The sequence below is a fragment of the Mesorhizobium sp. M0998 genome (assembly GCF_040318885.1).
Taxonomy (GTDB): domain Bacteria; phylum Pseudomonadota; class Alphaproteobacteria; order Rhizobiales; family Rhizobiaceae; genus Mesorhizobium.
The window spans coordinates 43,011-64,841 of the sequence record NZ_JAMYND010000033.1 but is presented as its reverse complement, the minus strand read 5'-3'; the positions used below and the strand labels follow the sequence as shown (position 1 = coordinate 64,841).

The following is a 21,831-nucleotide window of genomic DNA, read 5'->3' as shown; positions in this document are numbered from 1 at the left end:
TCAAAGGCCGGACATATGGACGCAAGCGATCGAAAACGACGCAAAACAACCGTTGCAGGCAGGGCGCCGTCCACATATGGATCCTGGGGTCTGCGCCGCGTCGCTTCGCTCCTTGCTCCGCCCCAGGATGACGAGGAGCGGGGTCGCTCACTCTGCTGCTTCCTCGATCTTCTCCATATCGTCGTCCGACAGGCCGAAATGGTGGCCGATCTCGTGGATCAGCACATGGGTGACGATGTCGCCCAGCGTTTCCTCGTTCTCGGCCCAGTAGTCGAGGATGGCGCGACGATAGAGGGTGATGCGGTTCGGCCCCTCGCCGGTCTGCGGATTCCAGCGCTCGGCGATGCCGCGCCCCTCGAACAGGCCGAGCAGGTCGAAGGGCGTTTCCAGCGAAAGGTCGTCCATGATCTCGTCGGTCGGGAATTCGGCGATCTGAATGACGATCTCGCCGGTCAACTTGCGAAAGTCCTCCGGCAGATGGGCATAGGCCTCCAGCGCCAGGAGCTCGATTTCCTCCATCGTTGGCGAAAGCTGGTCGTGCCAGATGCGTGTTTGGTAGATGCGAGCCATGCTTTGTCCTTTGATCCCGGCATATAGGCTTTCAGGCCGGACTCGGCAAATGGTCGGGCTGGAGTGCCCGTGCCATGCCCCCACTACAGGAATAAATTCCCCATGACTCCGCTTGACTCTTCGGGCGACCTCTGGAATCCTAGAGAACATAACAGGAACAAGTGTGAGTGGAAGCTGACCGTCATGGCGACAAGCGCCGTGGCGCGGGAGACTGTTTTTGCCCTGCGCCGCCAGATCGCGAAGATCGAAGGGACCTTGCCCGAGCGCCTGGAGGCGCCGGCCAGTTCGTCGTTTGACGCGGATGTCCCTCGTCAGAGTCTGACACCCTCTCGGCATCCGACACCCGCTCGGAATCTGACCATTGTCCGGCGCGGCCTTGCCGTGGCGCCGCCCGATGCGTTTTTGCGCACCGGCGCCGAGCGCCTCGATGCTGCGCTGAGCGGCGGCCTGCCGAAGGCGGCGGTGAGCGAGTTTCATGGCGCCGCGACCCGCGATGCCGGGGCCGTTGCCGGTTTTGCCTTGTCGCTCGTCAGCCTGATCCTAAGCCAGGGGCCGCGATTGCCGGTGCTGTGGATCGGCACATCAGAGGTTTTCCGCGAGGCCGGCTTTCCCTATGCCAGGGGGCTTCACGCCTTCTTCGGCATCGAGCCGGAGCAATTGCTGTTTTCCGAGGCGCCAAGGCTGCTCGATGCGCTGTGGATCGCCGAGCAGGCTGCCCGGATGACGGCGCTGGCCGCCGTCATCCTCGAAATCCGCGGCAGCCCGCAGCGGCTTGACCTCACCGCGACGCGGCGGCTGCACGCCCGCGCGCAGAGTGCGGGCCGGCCGCTGTTCCTGCTGCGCCAGGCCGGCGAGCCCGAACCGACGGCAGCGCCCGTCCGCCTCATCCTGTCGGCGGCACCGGCGGCAACGCGTAAGACGCTTGCCGGGCCGCTCGCCGGCTCGATCGGCCGACCCGCCTTCACCGTCGCTATCGGCAAGAGCCGCACGGCCTTGCCCGGAAAATTCACACTGGAGTGGAACCCCGATGAACGCATATTCGAAGAAAGACGGGGCGAGCAAGGAAGGTCTCAGGAATGGACCCCAGAACGGCCAAAGAATCCTATCCCTGTGGTTTCCGCATCTCGCCGCCGAGAGGATCCTGCGGCAGCGTCTGGGGCGGTCCTGGCGTTCCCGGCCGTCGGATCACCTGCCGCTGGTGATCAGTCACCGCGACCGGAACGCCCAGCGCATCGCCGCCCTCGACGAGCGGGCCGAGGCGCTTAATCTGAAGCGCGGCATGGGCATAGCCGACGCACGCGCCATGCATCCCTCGATCGACATCGTGGAGGCCGATCCGGAGGCCGACCGGCGCCTGCTCGAAGGCCTCGCCGACTGGTGCGACCGCTATACCCCGCTGGTGGCGCTTGACGGGACCGACGGCCTCTATCTCGACGTCACCGGCTGCACCCATCTTTTCGGCGGCGAACGCTCGATGCTGGACGATATCCTGTCGCGTTTTTTCCATCAGGGCTTCGATGTCCGCGCCGGGCTTGCCGCCACGCCTGGTGCTGCCTGGGCGGCGGCGCGGTTTGCTGGCGACCGCATCGTGCCCGATGGTGAGGAGGAAGCGCTTCTCGCGCCCTTGCCGCTGGCGGCGCTGCGCATCGACCCGGAGGTACGCGCCAGCCTCGAAAGCGTCGGCCTGCGCACGGCGGGCGCCGTCATGGCGGCACCGCGCGCGCCGCTGGCCCGCCGCTTCGGCGCATCGCTGCTCTTGCGCCTCGACCAGGCGCTTGGCCGCCTCGAGGAGGCCGTGTCGCCGCGCCTGCCGGTGGCACCGCTTTCGGTCGAGCGTCACCTTGCCGAGCCGATCATGCTGACCGAGGACATCGAGCGGCTGACCGGCATGCTGGCGACCACCTTGAAGAGCGACCTCGAGCGTCGCGGCGAGGGCGCAAGGCGGCTGGCGCTGCTGCTTTTCCGCGTCGATGGCGGCGTCAGCCGCATCGCCGTCGGCACCTCGCGGCCTCTGCGCGAGCCGCGGCTGATCCAGAAATTGTTCCACGAAAGGCTTGCCGCGCTCGAACAGGATATCGACGCCGGCTATGGCTTCGATCTCGTGCGCCTTTCGGTGCTGACCGCCGCCGCCTTCGACATGCAGCAGGCCGACCTTGCCGGCAAGACGAGCGACGACGGTGCCGATATCGCGCTTTTTGCCGACCGCATTCGCGCTCGGCTCGGCGAAGGCGCGGTCTTGAAGTCGGTCGCCGTCGAGAGCCATTTGCCGGAGCGCGCCGTCGCCACCCTTCCCTTCACGGAGGCGCCGCAGAGAAGCTCGCCGCCGAAGCAGCCAGACAAGGCGAAGGACGCTCCCACGACCGTCTTCCAGCCGGAACGGCCGATCCGGCTTTTCCGTTCGCCCGAGCCGATCGAGGTGCCGGCCACCGAAATGCCGGAAGGCCCGCCTTTGAACTTCCGCTGGCGGCGCGCGCTCTATCGGGTCGCGCGCGCCGAAGGGCCGGAGCGCATCGCGCCGGAATGGTGGCGAGGGGCGGCGGGACGAGAAGATGCCCCGACCCGGGATTATTTCCGCATCGAGGATGCCGATGGCCGCCGTTACTGGCTCTATCGCCAGGGCCTTTACGGCGCCTCTCAAGTCCCGCCGCGCTGGTTCATGCATGGGATCTTCGCATGAATGCGCTGACGGCCAACCCCTATGCCGAATTCGGCATCCAGTCGAACTTCTCGTTTCTGCGCGGTGCCTCGAAACCGGAGGAGCTGGTGGTCGCGGCAAAATTCCTGGGGTTTTCGGCGATCGGTCTCGCCGACCGCAACACGGTGGCGGGCGTGGTGCGCGCCTGGCAGCAGGCCAAGGTGGAGGGTGTTTCCTATCATCCCGGCTGCCGCCTGGTTTTTTGCGACCGCACGCCGGACATCCTCGCCTACCCGCAGGATCGCAAGGGCTGGGGTCATCTCTGCCGCATGCTGACGCAGGCCAATCTGCGTGACGAGAACGAAAAAGGGGCGACGCTCCTCAAACAGAGCGATCTTCTCGAATGGGGCGATCTCCTGTCGCTCGCCATACTGCCGGATGTGTCGGCGGACGCGGAAACCAGCCTCGCACTCCTTAGCCGGCTCAAGGATCGTTTCGGTGAAAACCTGTGGCTTGCGGTTTCGCCGGATTACCGCGGCAACGACCGCTTCCGTATCGAGCAGGCGGCGGCGATGGCGGAGCTGGCCGGCATCCCGTTGATGGCGACCAACGATGTTCTCTACCATACGTTGGAACGGCGCCCGCTGCAGGACGTGCTGACGGCGATCCGCCTCAATGTGCCCGTCGCCGAGGTGGGGCTGGAGCTGGCGGCCAATGCCGAGCGTCACTTAAAGCCGCCGCTGGAGATGGCACGGCTTTTTCGCAGGCATCCGCAAGCGCTGGCGGAAACGCTGCGTTTTGCCGGCGAGCTGACCTTCTCGCTCAGTGACCTGCAATACAACTATCCCGACGAGCCGACGGAATCGGGTCTTGGGCCGCAGGCCGAACTGGAAAGGCTGGCCAAGGAGGGAGCCGCCATCCGCTACCCCTCGGGCGTGCCCGCTTTTGTGACGCAGCGCATCGAGGAGGAGCTCGCTCTGATCGAGCGTCTGAACTACGCGCGCTATTTCCTGACTGTCCACGACATCGTCAAATTCGCCCGCAGCCAGAACATTCTCTGCCAGGGGCGCGGCTCTGCCGCCAACTCGATCATCTGCTTCTGCATTGGCATCACCGAAGTCGGCCCGGACAAGATCGAAACGCTTTTCGAACGCTTCATTTCCGAGGAAAGAAACGAGCCGCCCGACATCGACGTCGATTTCGAGCATGAAAAGCGCGAGGAGGTCATCCAGTACATCTATTCCAAATACAGCACCAAGCGCACCGCGCTGGCCGCCGCCGTCGTCAGCTACCGGGGCCGCTCGGCGATGCGCGAAGTGGCCAAGGCGATGGGCCTGTCGGACGACGTCCGGGGCGCGCTGTCCAGTTCGATCTGGGGCTGGTCGACCTCGGAGCTCGGCGAAAAGGAGACAAAGGCCGGCGGCCTCGATCAGACCGATCCATCGACAAGGCATGTGATCGAATGCGCCAACGAGATCATGGGCTTTCCCCGTCATTTGTCGCAGCATGTCGGCGGTTTTGTCATCACCCGGGACCGGCTCGACGAGATCGTGCCCATCGTCAAGACGGCGATGGACGAGCGCAAGATGGTCGAGTGGGACAAGGACGATCTCGACGCGGTGAAAATCCTTAAAGTGGACGTGCTGGCGCTCGGCATGTTGACCTGCCTGCAGCGCGCCTTCACCCTGCTCCAGGATCATTATCCGCAGGCGCGGGACGCGTACGGCCTGCCCTATGTGCTGGCCACTCTGCCTGCCGAGGACAAGCATGTCTACGACATGATCTGCCGTGCCGACACGATCGGCGTCTTCCAGATCGAATCGCGCGCGCAGATGTCGATGCTGCCGCGGCTGCGGCCGAAAAGCTTTTACGACCTCGTCATCGAGGTGGCGATCGTGCGGCCCGGCCCGATCCAAGGCGACATGGTCCACCCTTATCTGCGCCGCCGGCAAGGCAAGGAAAAACCCGAATATCCCAAGCCGGAACTGGAAAAAATACTCGGCAGGACGCTGGGCGTGCCGCTGTTCCAGGAGCAGGCGATGAAGATCGCCATCGTTGCTGGCGGCTTCAGGCCGGGCGAGGCCGATGAACTGCGCCGCGCCATGGCGACATTCAAGCGCACCGGCACGATCGGCAATTACCGCAAGAGAATGGTCGACGGCATGGTCGCCAAGGGCTACGAAAAAGACTTCGCCGAGCGCTGCTTCAAGCAGATCGAGGGTTTTGGCGAATACGGCTTTCCCGAGAGCCACGCCGCCTCCTTCGCCCTGCTGGTCTATGCCTCCTGCTGGTTCAAGACCTTCTATCCCGACGTGTTCTGCGCCGCGATCCTGAATTCCCAGCCGATGGGGTTTTACCAGCCGGCCCAGCTTGTCCGCGACGCGCATGACCACGGCGTCGAGATCCGCGAGGTCGACGTCAATTTTTCCGGCTGGGATTGCGCCTTGGAGAAATCGCCTTTCGATCCGGATCGTATCCTTGACCGCCATGCCCAGATGCGCGGCGTCATCCGGACCAGCCATGCCGTCCGGCTCGGCTTTCGCCAGGTCAAGGGCCTGTCGAAGGAGCGCATGGAAGCGTTTGTGTCGAGGCGCGGCGCCGGCTATGCATCCGTACGCGACGTCTGGCTGCGCTCGGGCCTCAACGTCGACGAGATCGAAAAACTGGCGCAGGCCGACGCTTTCCGGTCGCTTGGATTGAACCGTCGCGACGCTCTATGGGCGGTCCGCGCGCTCGACGGCAAGAGTGCCGCCGAAAAGCTGCCGCTGTTCGACCAGCCGGCGATCCGCTTGCGCGATCTGGAGCCTGCAACCAGGCTCCCGACAATGCCGCTCGGCGAGCACGTCGTCCACGACTACCGCTCGCTTGGCTTGTCGCTGAAGGCGCACCCGGTCGCCTTCCTGCGTCAAAGGCTGGATCGTTCCGGCGTCACGCCCAATGTGCGGCTCGGCCAGGTGCGGGACGGCCGGCGCGTTTCAGTCGCCGGCCTCGTGCTGGTGCGGCAGCGGCCGGGCAATGGCAAGGCGATTTTCCTGACGCTGGAAGACGAGAATGCGGTCGCCAACATCATTTTCTGGGAAAGGACTTTTGACCGCTTCCGCCCCATCGTCATGGGCGCGCGTCTCATCCGCGTCACCGGCAAGCTGCAATCGGAATCGGACGTCATCCATATCGTCGCCGAGAAGGTCGAGGATCTGACGCCGTGGCTGTCGGTGCTGCTTGAGCAGGCAACGCCTGCGGACAGTGCAGACGAGGCTCAGCCTGGCAGCATCGCGCAAACGGAACTATTGGGAAAGGCAGAGAAGGTCATGCCCAAAGGGCGCAATTTTCAATAGAGTCGCGAAAGATCGCGACGGAGCGGCTCTGAACCGCAGCACTCAGGGTGTTCCACCCAGGCGCGGCGGCGGTGGCATGGCATCATCTATGGTGATGACACGCGCTTCCGATGGCAGCATGATCGGAATGCCGTCCCGCACCGGATAGGCAAGCTTTGCCACCCGCGAGATAAGCTCGCCGCGCTCCGGATCCCAGGCAAGCGGCCCCTTGGTCAGCGGGCAGGCCAAGAGTTCCAGCAGCTTGGGGTCGACAGTCCTGTTCCCGTCACGTCCATCCGCCATTCGATCCATCCTTTTCACAAGGCAATCGGTTAAGGTTTCGAGCGCGGACTTCCCCTTCTCCCCTTGTGGGAGAAGGTGGCCGAGCGAAGCTTGGTCGGATGAGGGGTGTTCCAGCTTGGCACCGACGGCGATCCTTCCAACACCCCTCAACCGTCTCGGCGCTGCGCGCCGATCCACCTTCTCCCACAAGGGGAGAAGGCAAGAGCCTACTGCAAACTCGAACCGAAATCCTCATTGTCGCGCGCCAGCGCCATTTCGGTGATGGCGATCAGGGTCTCGGCGCGTGTCTTCAGATCGGCCGCTTCGAGCAGCGCCTGTTTCTCGGCCGGCCCGTAGGGCGCCATCATCGACAGTGCGTTGACCAGCATGGCGTTTTCGGCGCGGCTGACGCTTTCCCAGTCGGCCTCCAGATCGTTAGCCTGCAGATAAGCGCGAAACGCTTTGAGCAGCGCCGGCCGGTCGATCTCGGCGTCTGCCTGCTCCTCGTCGAGATCGGCGAGAAAGGGTGCCAACCGGCACTGCCGGAACGGTGTTTTGACCGAGAGCTCCTGGACAATACGGAACCGGCACACGCCCTGCAGCGAAATCAGGTAACGGCCGTCGCCGCTCTCGGACAGCGCAATGATGCGCCCGGCGCAGCCGACATTGCAGAGCTCCGGCTCGCCGTCGGGACGCAGCGCACCGTTAAGGCTGGGCTGGATCATGCCGATCAGCCGCGGCCCGGCGATCGCCTCGTCGACCATCTGCAGATAGCGCGGCTCGAAGATGTTGAGCGGCATGCGGCCTCCCGGCAACAGCAATGCGCCCTCAAGCGGAAAGATCGGCATGGTCGACGGTAAGTCCGCAGCGAGCCGGTAATGCGCGTTTCCCGCCTGCACCTCAATCCTCCGATCGCTTTGTCAGGAAGCGCACCAAATCCGTCTCCTCCCGGCCGGCACAAGGCGCAACACCGGAAACCTGAAATCGAACGCCGTCCGAAAACCTAATCTGGCGCAGCCGCGGCCCACCGCAAGCCCGCGCGACAAAACAGTCTGCGCCGGCTCAGGAAAACAGCAGCGACGACAGTTTGCGCCGTGCCGACAGCGTTGCTTCGTCGGTCATGCCCCATGCCTCGAAGAGCTGCAGCAACTGGGTTCTGGCGCCGTCGTCGTTCCACGAGCGGTCGGCCTTGATGATCGCCAGCAGATTGTCGGCCGCCGCCATGCGATCACCCTTGGCGTTCTGGATCATGGCAAGCTCGAACCGTGCCTGGTGATCCCCGGGATTTTCGGCCAGCCGCCGTTCCAGTTCCGCCGGATTGCCGAGCACTGCTGCTTGCGCGGCGAGCGCCATCTTGGCCCGCAGCGCGGCGAGCTGGGGCGCATCCTTCTTTGCTTCCGGCGCCCGCGCCAGCACCGCCTCGGCACCTTCGGCATCGCCGGCCTCGAACAGCAGATCGCCCAAGCCAGCGATCGCCTCGATCGTCTCCGGCGCCTGTTCCAGGATGGCATCGTAAATGTCGGCCGCCGTCTGCACGTCCCCGGCGTCGCGCGCTTCGGCGGCCGCGGCCAGCGCCTCGGCAACTTGCGGCGCACCGCCGTTCTTGCCGCCGACCTTCTGGATGAATTGCGTGATCTGACTCTCGGGAATGGCGCCCATGAAGCCGTCGACCGGCTGGCCGTCCTTGAAGGCAATGACCGCCGGTATCGACTGGATGCCAAGCTGGCCGGCGATCGATGGATGGTCGTCGATATTCATCTTGACCAGCTTGACCTTGCCACCGGCGGCTTTCACCGCCTTCTCCAGCAGCGGCGTCAATTGCTTGCAAGGGCCGCACCACGGCGCCCAGAAATCGACCAGCACCGGCTGGTGACGCGATTCCTGGATCACGTCGGCGGCAAATCCAGCGGTCGTTGTGTCCTTGATGACGTCGGCCGGCGCCTCCGCAAGCGCGACCTTCTCACGCGCGGCATCGGTGCCACCATATTGCACGGTGGTGGCATACCGGCCGCCATTGCTGCCAAATGGGCCGCCAAAGGGGTTGCTATCACTCATCTCGTCGCCTTTCGGTCGCGCCGCCGGCCAAGGGACGGGCGCAACATCCTTCTTTAGAACCCGGTTTCAGTCACCCATGTGGCGATCATGCCGAGACTTTCAAGATAACAGCATCATGTCCGGTTGCCTCGACGAACTTGACCAGGTCCGCGGCAGCGATGGAAGTCGTCGCTTCGTTGGTCAGCGGGTGGGCATTGACCACCGCATGGCTCATCAGCTCCTCGTCCAACACGACCTTGATCCTTCGCTCGGTGTCGTTGATCAGCCCGAACACCGTCACCGCGCCCGGGACGACGCCGAGAAGCTCCATCAGCATCTCCGGCCGGCCGAAGGACACGCGCCCGCCAGCGCCGATCAGATGGTGTATGTGCTTGAGATCGACCACCGCCTCCTCGCCGACGCTGACCAGGAAGAAATTGTCCTTCTTGTCCTTGAGGAACAGGTTCTTGGTATGGCCGCCGGCAATCTCGCCGCGCAGCGCCTGCGAATCGGCGACCGTGAACAGCGGCGGATGCCGCCGCGTCGATACCTCGATCCCGAGTCCGGCGAGAAAGGCGAAAAGTTCGGCTTCGGTCTTCGGCATCGGTCTTTCTTCTGATGGCCCGCTTTCAACTGCTTGTTCGACTAACGCCGTTTACGGCCAATGATGCTGCCAAGACAAGCCCGTCGCGCAACGCGGGGGCGATTGCCTTGCGACGTCTCGCAGGAGGCTTGTCCGCATTGTCGACGAAGCAAAAAGCCTGCGAATTCCCTGTTGCAATCGCCGCGCTCTTCAGCCATATAGGCGCGGCTTGCGGCCCAAAAGCCGCGCGAGCGGGTGTAGCTCAGGGGTAGAGCACAACCTTGCCAAGGTTGGGGTCGAGCGTTCGAATCGCTTCACCCGCTCCAGTTTCCTTGAGGGGAACCAAGCGATTAAGAGGCGCCTTTCGGGGCGCCTTTTGCTTACGTGGCGAAAAGAGTGTCCCTGCCATGAGCGATGCGCGGAAAGCCGCACTGTGACCAGCAGGCGTCACAGCTCTTCTATTCCGTTGTGCTAGCTTTTTTTCTGCGCCGAATAGTGTGCGACTGCGCGACGGCCATTTTCAACTCGGGCGTGATCTCCAACGGTGCATTCTCTGCCCCATGTTGGTTCTGTAGCCCCTGGACCTGGACGGTCGGAAATGGGAGTTCGATGCCCTGTTCCTTGAAGACCTGGCGGAGGCGTACATAAAATTTGCGTTTCATACCGAAGGCACCTCCCGGCTTGGTTGTGGCCTTGACCCTCAATACGATGCCGTATTCGCCGAACTCCTGTACGCCCTGCATCTTGATCGGGTCGAGCACCCAGTGTTTGAACTCGGGATCTTCCGCCAGTTCGAGGCCGATCCGCTTGATCAGCTTGCGAGCGAAGTCGATATCGGTGTCATAACCAACGGTGATGTTGAATTTGTCGATAACCCAGTCACGGCTCTGGTTCTGGACTGCCCCGAGTTCACCGAAAGGTATTGTGAACAGCGGACCACGATGGTGGCGCAGCTTCACCGAGCGCAGCGAAAAGCTTTCCACAGTACCCTTGTAATTGCCCGATGAAATGTATTCGCCAACACGGAACGCATCATCGAGCAGAAAAAACACGCCTGAAATGACGTCCTTGACAATGGTTTGTGCCCCAAAGCCCACGGCGACGCCGACGACGCCAGCGCCGGCGATCAATGGGCCGATCTGGATACCCAGCGAGGCGAGCATCATAAGCACCGCCATCACGATGATCGATGCGAGCAGAATATTCTGGAGGATCGGCAAGAGCGTATGCAGCCGCGCCTGCTGCGGATCGAGGATCGGGACGTCCTCGTCGCTGATCACAGGGTGCGGTGTTTCGATGCCCAGCTTTCGTTCGATCAAAGCTTTGATGATCGACCAGCCGAAGTCGGCGGCAAGGGCAATGACCACGACATTGATCAAGCCGCGCAATATGAATGTTGTCGTCGTATCACTGCCCCGCATGGATTGCATGTCCAGACCCCAGACACGTGCGAGAAGGTAAGCCGCCGCCAGGATGAAAATCATTCGGATTCCGCGATCGATGACAGCGATCGTCACCGCCGGGATCGTGGGCCGGCCGACGTCTTCCGAACCTGGCCGCAGAACGAAATTAACCCCGCGCTGCGTCACCACGATTGCCAAAGGCAGGAAGAATGCGGCGAAGGTGAACCAGAAGTATGTATAAAGGCCGGCGATACGCTGCAGGAACAGGACGACGAAATAAGCAGTCAATAGCCATGTCGCTTCCGTGTGACCGATGTGGCGCGCACCGTCTCGCTGCGTTCTTGGCCGACGCCAAATGGCGAGCAGCAGGAGCAGCAGCAGCACGAAATCGGCGACCAGTGACAGGACCGTCATTCCGTCCTGATCGATGCCGAGACCTGGCAAGAGGATAAACGCGGCGCCGAAGAAGGCGAAGACGCCGACGATCCGGGGTAGCCAATAGGACCAATGGTCAGCCGCTTCGTTGGTGATCGGCAAAGCACGAACCTCGACGGCGTTCTCGACGTTCATGAAGGAAGGGACGAGCGTGGCCATGACGTACATGCGCACACCCCATGTAACGACTGCCGCCATCAGAAATGTCAGTACAATCTCGCGGATAAGCATCGGCCAGTCGAACAACATGAACGCGCCGGCGCTGCCCAGTGCGAAAGAGACTATCAGCATGCTGGAATAAAGCAGGCGGCCACCAATCTTCTTGGCTCGCCCAACGGGCGTATCCTTCGGTTGCGCGATAATCCAAAGACGAAATGGACGGGTGAGCTTGAACGTTGCCCAAGTGAGTGCCAGGCCGGCAGCGATGAACATTGCAATCAGCACAAATACGCCGGCGGGCCCCCTGCTGGACATATCCTCCATCGTCTCTGCCCGAACGCGCGCGAACTGGCCTGGCAGCAAGGGCAAAGTTCGCACGATTCTTTCGATATGATGCCTGATCCCATCGAGCGTCGAGGATGCCATCGTATTCATCTGGCCTGGTGCGGCCACGGCGCCGGACGATGCGTCGGTCGGCGAAGCCCCTCTCTCGGCGGGCGCTCCCGTTGACCCGGCGTCCTGATTTCGCTGTTCGGCCACCCAGGCCTTCACTGACGGATCGTCGAGAAGCTCGAACAATTGTTTGACCCTTTCAGGCGGGACGGTCGCCGGCGCCTGCGCTTGCGCCTGACCAGCCAACAAAAGGGCGATCCCAAAGACGAGCGGCCTGGCAATCAGGGCAAACATCGCAGTCAGGTCTCCGAGACGCCGTGCCGGGCGCGCCAGGTTCCTGGCTCCCAATCGTCGAGTCATGAGTGGCATCGTGCTGTTAACCTTCCGATCAGATCGGCGAGCAACGACATCTATGTCCGTTGTTGCCCCACCTTGAAGAAACCGATGTTGCGGTGCAAGACGTCATCGTTCCGAGCCAGACCGCTGTGCCGGGTACGTGGCGGTGTTTATTTAGCCGCCGGGGGCAGGGCATTCCGACCTCGGCCCAGGCCTCCGGCCGTTCTATGAACTGGGCATCGACGTTAAATCTCAGGAACTGATTTCCTGAGATGACCAGGACAGACCTTTGGCGGTCACTCGGTGGTCAACTGCTTCGCGCACCGCTGCGGACATTCGAAACCATGATGTTGCTTGAGATGCAATGCGCTTCCGGGTCGGCACTGCCATGCGGCAAATCAGGCCGGGAGCCGCCACATTCGCACACGACCTGTACCACGCAATTCCGTTTCCTGGAGTGGGTCGCAAGCAAAATTTGGTCCAAGCAGTTGACGAGTTGCATCCGAAATGCGGATTTCATCGGGCTCCGCGGACGTTTGGATACGTGCGGCGAGATTAACGGTGTCGCCCCATAGGTCATAGGCAAACCGCCTTTTGCCTATGACGCCCGCCACGATTGGTCCTGAGTGAATTCCAATTCTGAGTCTTATCGGTTCTCCTGCGAAGCGTTCGCGCTTAACCGCGTTCCGCAGTTCAAGTGCATAGTGCGCAAGGGCTTCCGCATGATCGGATCGCGCGGTGGGCAGGCCAGCGACCACCATCACACAATCGCCGATTGTCTTGATCTTTTCGCAGCCGTATCGCTCCGAGAGCAGATCCGCCGCCTTGAAGAAGTAATTTAAAATAGCGAGCGTCGTCACGGCTCCGACGCTCCGCGCTCTTTCCGTAAAGCCGACGATGTCGGCAAAAAGCACACTCACCTCCGCATGGTTGTCTGCAATTTGTTCGTGCGCTTTTAGCCGCTCCGCGATCGACGCCGGAAGAATGTTGAGGAGTAGGGCTTCGGCGCGCTGGTATTCACGCGACAATCCCTCTTGGCTCGCCCTCAACGCCTCGTTTGTCGATTGTAATTTCTCGTTGAGTTGACGCTCCCTCTCTTGCAGAAGCGTCATTTCATAAGCCTTCTGTTGAAGCCGCTGCCTATTGTCGCGTTCGGCAGTGGCGTCAAGAAAGAGCAGCCACACGCAGGCATTGTCAGCAAAAAGATGGAGGTCCGCGACACGCCCGCTGGGCAGTTCGACCATGGCCATATCATATGGAAGCTCCGGGCAGGGCAACAAACCTTCCATGAATTCAAGCTGCTCGGCAACAGGCTTACCTATGCGAACTGACGAGAGTCCGTAATGGTTAACGTTACCGCCCTTCGCAGCTATGCAAAGCTGGGCGTCGATTTTCAGATATGCGACCGAGCGCTCGTTGTAGAAGAAATCGTAAATCCAGCTTTTAACTTCTCTTGGCAAGACATTCATGGTTTATTTGCTGACCATCGAAGCAAGTTGACGAAACGCATCATCAACATGTTCGCCCGAAAGCGCACTTGTTAGATAGATTTGCCATCCAAGTTGCCTCAGTTCGTCAATTTCACTATCCGATATTGCCCACCGATCGGCCAGATCGGATTTGTTGAACAGCAATACAAACGGCATAGCGCCGAATTCAGCCTCGGCCCGCTCGCGCAACGTGAGCGCAACGGCAAGAGTAGCAGCGCGTGTTCCATCGACGACAAGCACGAGCCCACTCGCACCTCGCACATAGCTGACGCGGAATGAGCCGATATCGTCTTCGCCGGCCAAATCCCACAAAATCAGATCCACGGTTTTGTCCGGGAATGCGACACTCTTCTTGTCGATTTTCACTCCCACCGTGGTCAAGTAGGTTTCTGAAAAGATGCTTTGCACAAACCTGCGAACCAGACTCGTCTTTCCGACAGCGAACCCGCCCAACATGCAGATCTTCTTTTGCAATATCCTGGGCTCCGCCTAGTGGAAGTTTACCGTAACCGAAACTCTGCGGTTGGCGGAGTTCCCGGTTCGGCTATTTTCAATCTCCGCTGGCTCAAAGGTGCCCGCGCCGCGAACCAAGAGCAACTCCGGATTGACGCCGCGCTTCTTGAGAAGCGCACGAACTGTCTCCGCGCGCGCGGCGCTGATCGACAACTTGGCCGTTTCACGGCCCGTCTCGTCCGAATGGCCGGTCAACATGAACTGTGCTGTTACGCCTGCCTTGCGGGCGTCCTCGGCCAATTCCTTCAACTGATTCGCCAATTTGTCGAGAACCGGCAGTTGCTCTGGTCCCGGTACAGCCTTGCCAGAATCGAAGAAAATGTTGACCGCTTGAATAGCCTCCCTCAAATGAGTGAGTTGCGGAGGGGTCAACTCACGCAGCTCGGAGAGTTCTAGAGAGAGTCCGTCCGCGGAGAGCTGTTGGGCGGCGACCCGCGCCCGATCTATCCAGGCGGCAGGAGCTTCACCCTGGGCAACGATGCGATCCTTGATGATCGAAAGCCGTACTGAATCCGGCGGAGTCAGCGACGCCATCAGCCGCTTCACCACGAACTTCGGATCAAGGCTTTGATAGAATTGCCACTGTGAATGAACGCGAGCAGGATCGACCCCTGTTCCGGACAGCAGAGCCTTCGGGTCGGCGGCCTGCGGGTCTCTCAGGCCGGAAATATAGAAATGTCCCCCCCTCGCCGTTTGTTGGGCGACGATGATTCCCGCTTGGGCCTCCAGTCGCGACACATAAGTCTGCCAGTGCTCCGCCGCGCGTGCCTCGGGGCTCACATCACGAACCTTGGAGATGTCGAATTCCGGTCCGCCTGCCGAGAGCTGTCGGGCCGCTGCGCGTGCGCGGTCTATCCAGATGTCGGGAGCCTCACCCTCGGCAACGATGCGATCCTTGACGATCGAAAGCCGTACTGAATCCGGCGGGGTCAGCGATACCATCAGCCGCTTCAGGACGAACTTCGGATCAAGGCTCTGATAGAATTGCCACTGCGAATGAACGCGGGCGGGATCTAGCTCCGTTCCGGACAGCAGAGCCTGCGGGTCGGCGGCAAGCGGGTCTCTCAGGCCGGCAATATAGAATTGGCCATCACGCACCTTTTGTTGGGCGACGATGATTCCCGCTTGGGCCTCCAGTCGCGACACATAAGTCTGCCAGTGCTCCGCCGCGCGTGCTTCGGGGCTCACATCACGAACCCTGGAGATGTCGAATTCCGGTCCGCCTGCCGAAAGTTGTTGGGCCGCTGCGCGCGCCCGATCTATCCAGGTGTTGGGAGCCTCACCCTCGGCAACGATGCGACCATTGACGATCGAAAGTCGTACTGAATCCGGCGGAACCAGCGACGCCGTTAGCCGCTTCAATACGAACTCCGGATCAAGACTCTGATAGAATTGCCACTGTGAATGAACGCGGGCGGGATCGACCTGCGTTCCGGCCAACAGCGACTGCGGGTCGGCGGCAAGCGGGTCTCTCAGACCGGCAATATAGAATTGGCCATCACGCACCTTTTGTTCGGCAACGATGATGCCCGGCTGGGTCCCCAGTCGCGACACATAGGTCTGCCAGCGCTGCACGGATTGCCAGGAAAGAAGGAACCAACCGCCTGCCGGAATCGAAACCAGCAGGACTGCAGCCACGACCAGCCACGGAAATCCCTGGTTTGATTCCTCCTGCTTCAGTTCAACGCAGGTCTGCAACTGCGTCTCTACGCCGGCCAACTGCGAACTGTCGCCGTCAAACTGCTCTAGAGCCTGTGAGCATTCATCATGGATGCGAAGCAATACATCGCGAATTATTTCATGTAATTCCTCCGGCGGATTTCCCCGGATCACCGCAACCAAGGTCGCAAACGGTCCAACTTCCGACCAGAGACGAAGCTCTCCGAAACGAATGGTATCTAGGCCGCTCTGTTCTTTCTCGTTAAATGAGTCTTTTACAAAATCTTGAATTGCACTAAGCATAGAAGAAATGAGTTGAGGATCTTCGCTAGTTGCATTAGCGGCAGTTACATGCGCTATCAAAAGCCCGGAATTGCGATTGATTAGAAAGACGTGTTCTACACGATAAACAAGAGAATGCTTAAGAACAACTTCTGAGAAGCTTGCTCCTGTTCTCCACGCTTCAAGTCTCCACTTGAGCCCGTGCCAGGTAAATATATGTCTTAAAGTTTCATTCAACGATTGAAAGGTCTGGTCGATCTTTTCGCCGATCGACTTGCGAATAGCCGGCAGAAACACCGGGTACAATATATCCGTCAGCGTACGCGGGCTCTTCTGGATGGACCGTTGCACGGCCCTCTCGACAGCTGGCGCAAGGGCCTCTCCGAGTTGCGCATGAGGCGCACGTGCGGCTGCACTGGGGAGAACGCTCCCCACTGCAGCCGCAAGCTGCTCGGGTTCGTCGAGCAGGTGCGTAACTCGTGAAAGCTCCGAAATTTCGCGGCCGACCAGCAACTGGCGCAGCGTTTCCATGCGAGGGTCGGCGGTTGGGATTCCGTCGAGACGCGCACGATAGTCCGGATCAACGTTCCGGGCAATTTCGATCAAAAGGCGAGCCAGCGCCTCGCGATCAATCTCTGTATCGTTCGAAGCTGCTCTTTGAGGGAGGCTGATTGGGTCGACAGTCGACGTCAAGTTCCGATCAACTCACTTTCCAGGTACGCTCCGAGTTGTTCTTGCTGCCGACGGGATCCTGATTTAGACATTTTGCAACCTCAACAAACAGGCCAGCCAAAAGATTTCGGTCGGTCTTGACATTGCCAAGATCGGAAAACATTTTCTCCATCAGCATCTGAATGCTTTCATTCTTTTGCTTGATTTCCTCACGCAGCAAATGATCGTTTCGATTTATCCGGTCCGCAACTTCCCGCTCAAGCTCGCTCAACTGATCCGACAACGCGCGCACCTGCTTTTCGAGCGCCTGATTTTGCTCGCGAAGATTCCGATCAATCTCCTTATCGGCGTCGGCTCGCGCGTCTTTTTCGTTCCGCAATTGCGCCGCAAGCGAGTCAACCTGCTTCTTTGCATTTGACTCGTACATTTCAAGATTGCGCTTGGCCTCGGATTCGACATCCTTGAAGCGCTGCAAGACCCGTTCTTCAAGCTTGGAAAAGCGGCGGTCATAGTCCTGCATCTGGTTGCCGAACAGCAGATCACGTATCTTGTCGACACCTACAGCGTCGCCGGGGGCTCCGCTCTCGCGAGCCTGGCCCGCCATGAAGGTCAGCCCGCTTCCGTCTGCATTACTTATCAGATTTGCGTCCGCTTTATTTGCCGAAGAAGCGGTACTCGAAGATTCCTTGGCCATCCCATGCCCCTTCTTTTGAACATTGCCACAGCGCTAATTTAGCAACTGGTAAACTTGCCAGTAAAATTGTCGACCCGCAAGCCGGAATCTTCGCGGCTTAAGTCGGTTCGAACGTCCCCATTCGGGTAGATTTCGACATGCGGCTCGATCCGGATCAGCTCGCGCTCGCGTCTTCGCCCGCGATCATCTTTATGCAGATGAAATGCGAGAGCGGAGATGCCCTGGCGCATCGACCCCAGCTCCAAGCCGTCGGGCATGCGCGCTGCCATTCAGCCTGTGTTCAAGTCTTTTTTGCCCGCCTCCAATTCGCCCTTATCTTGACAGGGCAGTGCTGCCAGCCGATGCCGTCATCCGGTTTTGACATTTGCCAACTCTTGCCGAAGAAAACGAAAGCTCGATGATCCAGGATGCTACCGCAGGGCGGTGTGGTACCGATGCTCAATGCCGAGCAAACCGTCGGCACAATGCGTGCCGGCATCCGCCGGCAGACCTGCCAGATACTGGATATAGTGGTGATGGACGATGGGTCGACGGACTGATCGGCGTCGATTGTGACGGCCTACGCCGAGAAAGATCAACACATCTTGTTCTACCTCGAACCAGGCGCGGGTAAGACGGCGTGGCGCATGATCCCTTGGTTTCAATCGTGGTTCCTGCGCACAACGCGGAGGTAACGCTGGCGCGCTCACTCGATTGCCTTCTTGATCAGGAAATAGTGGATTGGGAGGCGATCATCGTCGACGACGCCTCCACGGACCGCACCCCTGCGATCATCGCCGGTTATGTAGAGCACGATGCCCGATTTCGGATGTTGAGCTCTTGCGCGCATAGCCCCGCCGGCGCGCGCAATAGCGGGATTTCGAAGGCGCGCGGCCACTGGCTCATGTTTCTGGATGCGGACGATTGGGTGGATGCCAGCTTCCTTGCCAAAATGCTGGCCGCACTGAAATCCGCTCCCGATGCAGTGGCTGCCTATTGCGGTTCCCGACGCGTGATGCCCGATGGCGAACTCACGGCGTCGAGCATCGCAACGGAGGTTGCGATTCAACCCTTCGAAACGTTCGCCCGCCGGTGTGCCGTCCGCACTCACGCGCTGCTGGTCGATCGGGAGATAATTGTCGAGTTGGGCGGTTTCGACGTGTCGCTGCGCACCTGCGAGGACTGGGATCTGTGGCAGCGCCTCGCACGTCTAGGCAAAAATTGGGTGATGGTCGACGAGCCGCTCGCTTTCTATCGGGCCAGCCCCAACGCGCTCAGCCGCAATTCGGCGCAGATGCTGGCAGATGGCGAAGTCGTGATCGCTCGCGGCTTTTCCGCCGATCCCAGGGTCAAACACCCGCCATCGGCTCACGCCAATGGAGCGACCGACGCGAACGGCCACACCGCTTCAGAAGCACTCGCGTGGTTCGCGTTGTGGAACGCCGCATCGGATTGCGGCTGCGGCTCGCGCTCGATCAACCCGCAGTCCCTGCGCGCGCTCCCAGCAGGACGTAAGTGGGCGCGTGAGATCGCCAAGGTGGCCGTCGATGGCCTTATGGTAGGAAGCCTGTCGGTGCCAGCGCAATTGGCTGCCAGGTGGGACAGGTTCGGCGCTTCCCTCACCGAGTTGATCCTCGAACTCGGCAAGGTCTGGAATAATCCGGACGCGGCTCGCCGCGTGCAGTATCACTTTGAGCAAATGCTGCTCGATGTCGACGATCTTGCCGCGCCGCGCAGGCTGGCGCGGACACTTGGAATTCGTGTCGACGTGCGAAATCCGGCCTCGATCGAAGTACCGAAAGGAATCGATCAAATCTATGCCCATCTGATGATGGATGGCCAGATCGAGGCTCTCGTGCAGTTCGGCGTACTCGGGAGAGTGACGAGGCGTCATTGGATTGAATTGATCCTGAATTTCCTGCCCTCTGAGCGGCCTATGCACAGTGCCGCGCGACTTGCGAGGCGATCGCCTGTAGATGCACCGCAAAAGGGCGCCGGTGCCGACAAGTCAAACATGTCTGCAGCCGAGGCATTGTTGTCCATGGCGGGACGCCGGTCTGATCAGGACAGCCATTTCGGCAAACTTGCGGGATTGGCCGCGGAAGCGCAGGCGCTGGTTCGGTCGAGCGCCGAAACTAAAGAGCCTTTTGCAGCGCCGCGCCGTGCACGGGCCGCGGATGGGCGCGACAATGACCGCACATCTTTCTGGAATCGCCATTTTGCGATCGAGGATCCCTGGAACTACGGTTCGCCCTATGAGCAGGAAAAATATGAGCGGCAGCTCGAAATTCTGCCTGCCGGTCCCATCGGACGGGCGCTTGAGCTGGCCTGCGCGGAGGGCCACTTCACGCGGCAGCTGGCGCCGCGCGTGGGCCATTTGACCGCAACTGACATCTCCGCCGTAGCCGTCGGGCGGGCGGGCGCGCGATGCAGTGATCAGCCGAACGTTGAGTTCGGCGTACTGGATTTTTCTGCGGACACGCTGCCGGGCGAGATGGATCTGATCGTCTGTTCGGAAGTGCTCTACTACCTGGACGATCTCACCGAGTTGCGGCGCATCGCCAAAAAACTTGTTGAGGCGTTGGCGCCTGGTGGCAGTTTCATCAGCGCACACGCATTCGTGCTACGAGACAATGTTGAAAGGACGGGCTTCGACTGGAACACATTCGGTGCACAAGCGATCTCAGAGACGCTGGCAGCGACCCACGGCCTCGTTCTCGAGCAATCGATCCAGACCGAGCTCTACCGCATAGACCGCTTCCGCCGCCTGTCACCAGGCGACGTGGCGACGGAACCGACGATAGATCATGTGCCAATCCGCGCCCCCATCGAAATCGGAGTCGCGCGAAATATCGTCTGGGGCGGGGCGCGGGCCTTGCGCCGCGACGTCGCACATAGCGAGCGGCGGCAGCGTATCCCTGTCCTCATGTATCACAGTGTCTCCGATCAAGGTCCGGCCGCGCTCGCCCGTTTTCGGCTCGCGCCCGCCGCATTCGCCAGCCAAATGACATGGCTGCGCGCCAATGGCTTTCACGCGATTAGCTCCGAGCAGCTGGAATGGTTCATCGCCAACCGTCAGCCTTTCGTTGGCCGCCCAGTGCTCATCACCTTCGATGACGGCTTCCAGAACTTTGCCGACCATGCCTGGCCGGCCTTGCGCGCGAACGACCTGACTGCGGAAGTGTTCCTGGTGACGGACTTGGTGGGTGAAAGTGCACAGTGGGACGCCTACAGCGGCCCGCCGACGCAGCTTATGGACGCCGGGACGGTGCGACGCCTCGCCGGCGAAGGTGCGTTCTTCGGAAGCCATCTGGCGACGCATCGCGCGATCGATGGTCTGTCGAGCTCTGACTTGGCCGCCGAGCTCCTGCGCTCTCGTATGTTCATCGAACGGTGGACCGGTCGGCCAACCGCGGCGTTCGCGGCACCCTTCTCTGTCACCGACCGACGGCTTGGCAGGCTGGCCAAGGAGTGCGGCTATCGAATCGGCTTCGGCGGCAGACACGGACCGGCGGACCTCGATTGCGATCCCATCGACCTTCCGCGCATCGAGATTCGTGGGGATCGTTCGCTCGATGACTTTGTTGCCGTTGTCGAGGCCGTGCTCGCATGAACCGTGAACTTGTCAGTGTCTAGATTCGTAACAAATTGGTTCCGCTTTTTATTCCGTGTCCCGCCCGCTTACCTCGTTCGCAAGTCTATTGGGCGACTTGCGATACGGCTGACATCAGCTCCTGCGGGCTTGGCGCCCCAAACATGTATCGCCCACCCTCTGGAACCTCCGTGAAGCTCCAGCGGACGATCCCCTGCCGGTCCAGCAGGAACTGACCGACCAATTGTCCGTGTCCCGTTGCTAGCATCTGCTCGTCGGCTTCGGTCAGCTCGTAATGGTCCCTCTTGTTGAGCATTTCACTGGCCGCAAGAGGATCCATAGGACCGGGCAACTCGCCTGGTATGTCGACCCGCATATCCTTTGCCGCTGCCATCGAGACCTTGTACGGCCAGTTCGTCTCGTTTTGGGTGAATTCGAGATTGGGCAGTCCAAAAGCACGATGTGAAGCGCGTTCAGGATCGGAGGCCGCAAGCAGATTCGGCATCGGATGGTAGCGGAAATAGAGACGCGCCCGTTCGATCGGCGTGTTGACCACCGTCAGGCTCTCCACGCCCCTTTCGCGCAGCTCCGGATCAAGCCGCGCCTGGGCGGCGATATGGCGCCGGCAAAACGCGCAATGCAGACCTCGAAACAGGCCGACCAGCACCGGTTTTTGGCCGCGAAAATCGTCAAGCGCGATCTTGCCTTCCTGGGTAATGGCGTCGAGTACCACGTTTGGCGCACGGTCGCCCGGTTGAAGCGGCACCAAGTCACTACGCGCGGACATTTCCAACCTCCAACCCCGG

Annotated in this window: 17 protein-coding genes and 1 tRNA gene; 6 read left to right on the top strand and 12 right to left on the bottom strand. The window is 60.9% G+C overall.

The window, feature by feature from the left end; translation table 11 throughout:
* Positions 1-147: 147 nt before the first annotated feature.
* The gene (locus NKH59_RS25685) at positions 148-570 is read right to left on the bottom strand and encodes a metallopeptidase family protein (protein ID WP_023680515.1); all 423 of its coding nucleotides are present in this window, start codon (positions 568-570) and stop codon (positions 148-150) included.
* A gap of 183 nt (positions 571-753) precedes the next feature.
* Here NKH59_RS25685 and NKH59_RS25680 point away from each other — a divergent pair, with 183 nt between their 5' ends.
* Genes NKH59_RS25680 through NKH59_RS25670 form a run of 3 tightly spaced genes read left to right on the top strand, consistent with a single transcriptional unit; the run spans position 754 to position 6,540 of the window.
* Complete coding sequence (locus tag NKH59_RS25680) at positions 754-1,836, top strand: ImuA family protein (RefSeq protein ID WP_353023458.1); 1,083 nt, start codon at positions 754-756, stop codon at positions 1,834-1,836.
* Positions 1,769-3,247 (top strand): DUF6504 family protein, encoded by a 1,479-nt coding sequence (locus NKH59_RS25675; protein ID WP_352772875.1) that lies wholly within the window; start codon positions 1,769-1,771, stop codon positions 3,245-3,247. Before NKH59_RS25680 ends, NKH59_RS25675 begins: the two co-directional genes overlap by 68 nt.
* Entirely contained in the window at positions 3,244-6,540 is a 3,297-nt protein-coding gene (locus NKH59_RS25670; protein WP_353023456.1) for an error-prone DNA polymerase, read from the top strand. The genes NKH59_RS25675 and NKH59_RS25670 overlap by 4 nt, the downstream gene beginning before the upstream one ends.
* 42 nt (positions 6,541-6,582) lie before the next feature.
* Here the strand turns inward: NKH59_RS25670 and NKH59_RS25665 are convergent, their stop codons facing one another.
* The 4 genes from NKH59_RS25665 to NKH59_RS25650 form a co-directional block, all read right to left on the bottom strand.
* Positions 6,583-6,822: a Trm112 family protein gene (locus NKH59_RS25665; RefSeq protein ID WP_023675986.1), complete on the bottom strand. Its 240-nt coding sequence runs from the start codon at positions 6,820-6,822 to the stop codon at positions 6,583-6,585.
* Positions 6,823-7,028: 206 nt separating this feature from the next.
* Positions 7,029-7,700, bottom strand: coding sequence for an LON peptidase substrate-binding domain-containing protein (locus NKH59_RS25660; protein ID WP_353023455.1), 672 nt, complete (start codon positions 7,698-7,700; stop codon positions 7,029-7,031).
* A gap of 163 nt (positions 7,701-7,863) precedes the next feature.
* Positions 7,864-8,856 (bottom strand): thioredoxin, encoded by a 993-nt coding sequence (trxA, locus tag NKH59_RS25655; protein ID WP_352458335.1) that lies wholly within the window; start codon positions 8,854-8,856, stop codon positions 7,864-7,866.
* 85 nt (positions 8,857-8,941) lie between these two features.
* Positions 8,942-9,439 carry a prolyl-tRNA synthetase associated domain-containing protein gene (locus tag NKH59_RS25650; RefSeq protein ID WP_352921575.1) on the bottom strand — a complete coding sequence of 166 codons (498 nt, stop codon included), beginning with the start codon at positions 9,437-9,439 and terminating at the stop codon, positions 8,942-8,944.
* A 230-nt stretch (positions 9,440-9,669) separates the two neighbouring features.
* Here NKH59_RS25650 and NKH59_RS25645 point away from each other — a divergent pair.
* Positions 9,670-9,744, top strand: a tRNA-Gly gene (locus NKH59_RS25645).
* A 132-nt stretch (positions 9,745-9,876) separates the two neighbouring features.
* Here NKH59_RS25645 and NKH59_RS25640 read toward each other — a convergent pair.
* From NKH59_RS25640 to NKH59_RS25615, 6 genes are all read right to left on the bottom strand, one after another.
* The gene (locus NKH59_RS25640; protein ID WP_352834861.1) at positions 9,877-12,102 is read right to left on the bottom strand and encodes a mechanosensitive ion channel family protein; all 2,226 of its coding nucleotides are present in this window, start codon (positions 12,100-12,102) and stop codon (positions 9,877-9,879) included.
* 440 nt (positions 12,103-12,542) lie between these two features.
* Positions 12,543-13,613: an adenylate/guanylate cyclase domain-containing protein gene (locus NKH59_RS25635; RefSeq protein ID WP_352834864.1), complete on the bottom strand. Its 1,071-nt coding sequence runs from the start codon at positions 13,611-13,613 to the stop codon at positions 12,543-12,545.
* Between the two features lie 3 nt (positions 13,614-13,616).
* Entirely contained in the window at positions 13,617-14,108 is a 492-nt protein-coding gene (locus NKH59_RS25630; RefSeq protein ID WP_254818889.1) for a Rab family GTPase, read from the bottom strand.
* 15 nt (positions 14,109-14,123) lie between these two features.
* Positions 14,124-16,781 (bottom strand): OmpA family protein, encoded by a 2,658-nt coding sequence (locus NKH59_RS25625; protein WP_353023454.1) that lies wholly within the window; start codon positions 16,779-16,781, stop codon positions 14,124-14,126.
* A gap of 7 nt (positions 16,782-16,788) precedes the next feature.
* Complete coding sequence (locus tag NKH59_RS25620) at positions 16,789-17,454, bottom strand: DUF3450 domain-containing protein (RefSeq protein WP_352470876.1); 666 nt, start codon at positions 17,452-17,454, stop codon at positions 16,789-16,791.
* A gap of 38 nt (positions 17,455-17,492) precedes the next feature.
* Positions 17,493-17,723: a hypothetical protein gene (locus NKH59_RS25615; protein ID WP_352470877.1), complete on the bottom strand. Its 231-nt coding sequence runs from the start codon at positions 17,721-17,723 to the stop codon at positions 17,493-17,495.
* Positions 17,724-17,861: 138 nt separating this feature from the next.
* Here NKH59_RS25615 and NKH59_RS25610 point away from each other — a divergent pair, with 138 nt between their 5' ends.
* Together NKH59_RS25610 and NKH59_RS25605 are read left to right on the top strand one after the other, a co-directional pair.
* Positions 17,862-17,993: a glycosyltransferase gene (locus NKH59_RS25610; protein WP_352470878.1), complete on the top strand. Its 132-nt coding sequence runs from the start codon at positions 17,862-17,864 to the stop codon at positions 17,991-17,993.
* Between the two features lie 80 nt (positions 17,994-18,073).
* Complete coding sequence (locus NKH59_RS25605; protein WP_352834869.1) at positions 18,074-21,046, top strand: trifunctional glycosyltransferase/class I SAM-dependent methyltransferase/polysaccharide deacetylase; 2,973 nt, start codon at positions 18,074-18,076, stop codon at positions 21,044-21,046.
* 85 nt (positions 21,047-21,131) lie between these two features.
* Here NKH59_RS25605 and NKH59_RS25600 read toward each other — a convergent pair whose 3' ends face one another.
* The gene (locus tag NKH59_RS25600) at positions 21,132-21,812 is read right to left on the bottom strand and encodes a peroxiredoxin-like family protein (RefSeq protein ID WP_352470916.1); all 681 of its coding nucleotides are present in this window, start codon (positions 21,810-21,812) and stop codon (positions 21,132-21,134) included.
* Between the last annotated feature and the right edge of the window lie 19 nt (positions 21,813-21,831).

Excerpts from the sequence above, each read along its gene's own strand:
- NKH59_RS25640 (WP_352834861.1), bottom strand. The coding sequence starts at position 12,102 with ATGTTTGCCCTGATTGCCAGGCCGCTCGTCTTTGGGATCGCCCTTTTG.
- NKH59_RS25635 (WP_352834864.1), bottom strand. The coding sequence starts at position 13,613 with ATGAATGTCTTGCCAAGAGAAGTTAAAAGCTGGATTTACGATTTCTTC.
- NKH59_RS25680 (WP_353023458.1), top strand. The coding sequence starts at position 754 with ATGGCGACAAGCGCCGTGGCGCGGGAGACTGTTTTTGCCCTGCGCCGC.
- NKH59_RS25610 (WP_352470878.1), top strand. The coding sequence starts at position 17,862 with ATGCTACCGCAGGGCGGTGTGGTACCGATGCTCAATGCCGAGCAAACC.
- NKH59_RS25685 (WP_023680515.1), bottom strand. The coding sequence starts at position 570 with ATGGCTCGCATCTACCAAACACGCATCTGGCACGACCAGCTTTCGCCA.
- trxA (WP_352458335.1), bottom strand. The coding sequence starts at position 8,856 with ATGAGTGATAGCAACCCCTTTGGCGGCCCATTTGGCAGCAATGGCGGC.
- NKH59_RS25620 (WP_352470876.1), bottom strand. The coding sequence starts at position 17,454 with ATGGCCAAGGAATCTTCGAGTACCGCTTCTTCGGCAAATAAAGCGGAC.
- NKH59_RS25600 (WP_352470916.1), bottom strand. The coding sequence starts at position 21,812 with ATGTCCGCGCGTAGTGACTTGGTGCCGCTTCAACCGGGCGACCGTGCG.
- NKH59_RS25650 (WP_352921575.1), bottom strand. The coding sequence starts at position 9,439 with ATGCCGAAGACCGAAGCCGAACTTTTCGCCTTTCTCGCCGGACTCGGG.
- NKH59_RS25615 (WP_352470877.1), bottom strand. The coding sequence starts at position 17,723 with ATGGCAGCGCGCATGCCCGACGGCTTGGAGCTGGGGTCGATGCGCCAG.
- NKH59_RS25670 (WP_353023456.1), top strand. The coding sequence starts at position 3,244 with ATGAATGCGCTGACGGCCAACCCCTATGCCGAATTCGGCATCCAGTCG.
- NKH59_RS25665 (WP_023675986.1), bottom strand. The coding sequence starts at position 6,822 with ATGGCGGATGGACGTGACGGGAACAGGACTGTCGACCCCAAGCTGCTG.